The 1,297-nt window shown below is 67.3% G+C and carries 1 protein-coding gene; it reads left to right on the plus strand.

Annotated elements, in window-relative coordinates; translation table 11 throughout:
- Nucleotides 1–69: 69 nt before the first annotated feature.
- Nucleotides 70–1,256 (plus strand): IS3 family transposase gene (locus RNC47_RS35920; protein ID WP_311605037.1). Its coding sequence is split into 2 segments (ribosomal slippage): nucleotides 70–325 and nucleotides 325–1,256, totalling 1,188 coding nucleotides; the frame shifts between segments, so codons are not numbered across the junction.
- The last annotated feature ends 41 nt before the right edge of the window (nucleotides 1,257–1,297 follow it).

Below are 1,297 nucleotides of genomic sequence, written 5' to 3' on the forward strand. Positions count from 1 at the left end.
TGAAGTTGCCCCGGTTTGATGGACAACCTTTCGCTTTGGGACACTGGGTCCCGCAAGGAGGAGTTCATCGTGCCAAGGACGCGTCCGGCTTACCCGCCGGAGTTCCGTCGCCAGATAGTCGAGCTGGTCCGGGCCGGCCGGTCGCCGGAGGAGTTGGCGAAGGAGTTCGAGCCATCTGCCCAGACCATCCGCACCTGGGTAAACCAGGACCAGGTGGATGCCGGGGAACGCCCGGGGCTGACCAGCGACGAGAAGGAGGAACTCGCTCAACTGCGCCGCGAGGTCAGACAGTTGCGCGAGGAGAAGGAGATCCTCCGCAAGGCCACGGTTTTCTTCGTCCGGGAGACCAGCCGGTGATGTGCTACCGGCTGATCGACGAGAACAGAGCACACCACGACGTCTCCCTCATGGCCCGGCTGCTGGGTGTGTCACGGCAGGGCTACTACGCCTGGAAGGACCGCGGCCCGTCCCGCCGGCAGCGCGAGGACGCCGAACTCACGGAGAAGATCCGCGGGCACCACGAGCGGTCCCACGGCACCTACGGAGCCCCGCGCATCCACGCGGACCTGCGCGAGATCGACAGTCTGTCCGTCGGGCGCAAGCGCGTCGCCCGTCTGATGCGCGAGGCCGGGCTGATGGGCGTGCACCGCCGCACCGGCCGGGCCTCGCTCACTCGCCAGGACCGGCAGGCCACGGCCGCCCCCGACCTGATCGGCCGCGACTTCACCGCGAGCGCGCCGAACCTGCGCTGGACCGCCGACATCACCTACGTCCCCACCGACGAGGGCTGGGTCTACCTCGCCGTCGTCATGGACCTGTTCTCCCGCCGCATCGTCGGCTGGGCGATGGCCGACCACATGCGAACCGAACTGGTCACCGATGCCCTCGCCATGGCGGTCACGGCCCGCAGACCCCGCCCCGGCCTCGTGCATCACAGCGACAAGGGCTCCCAATACACCAGCCTGACGTTCGGTCAGCGATGCGATGAGGCGGGGATCCGGCCTTCCACCGGCCGCACCGGCTCGTGCTTCGACAACGCCGTCACCGAGAGCTTCTTCGCCTCCTTGGAGACCGAACTCATCGACCGAACCGCTTTCCCCACCCGACACCACGCCGAACAGGCACTCTTCGCCTACATCGAAGGCTTCTACAACCCCCACCGCCGTCACTCGGCCAACGGCCAGCTCAGCCCAGCCGAGTACGAACACCGTCACACCACGAAGGCACCACATAGCGTGCTCCACGCAGCCGCATAGAACGCAAGCCCATCGGTGTCTGTCAGACCGGGGCAACTCCA

This window comes from Streptomyces millisiae (assembly GCF_031845425.1).
In the GTDB taxonomy this organism is placed as follows: Bacteria; Actinomycetota; Actinomycetes; order Streptomycetales; family Streptomycetaceae; genus Streptomyces; species Streptomyces millisiae.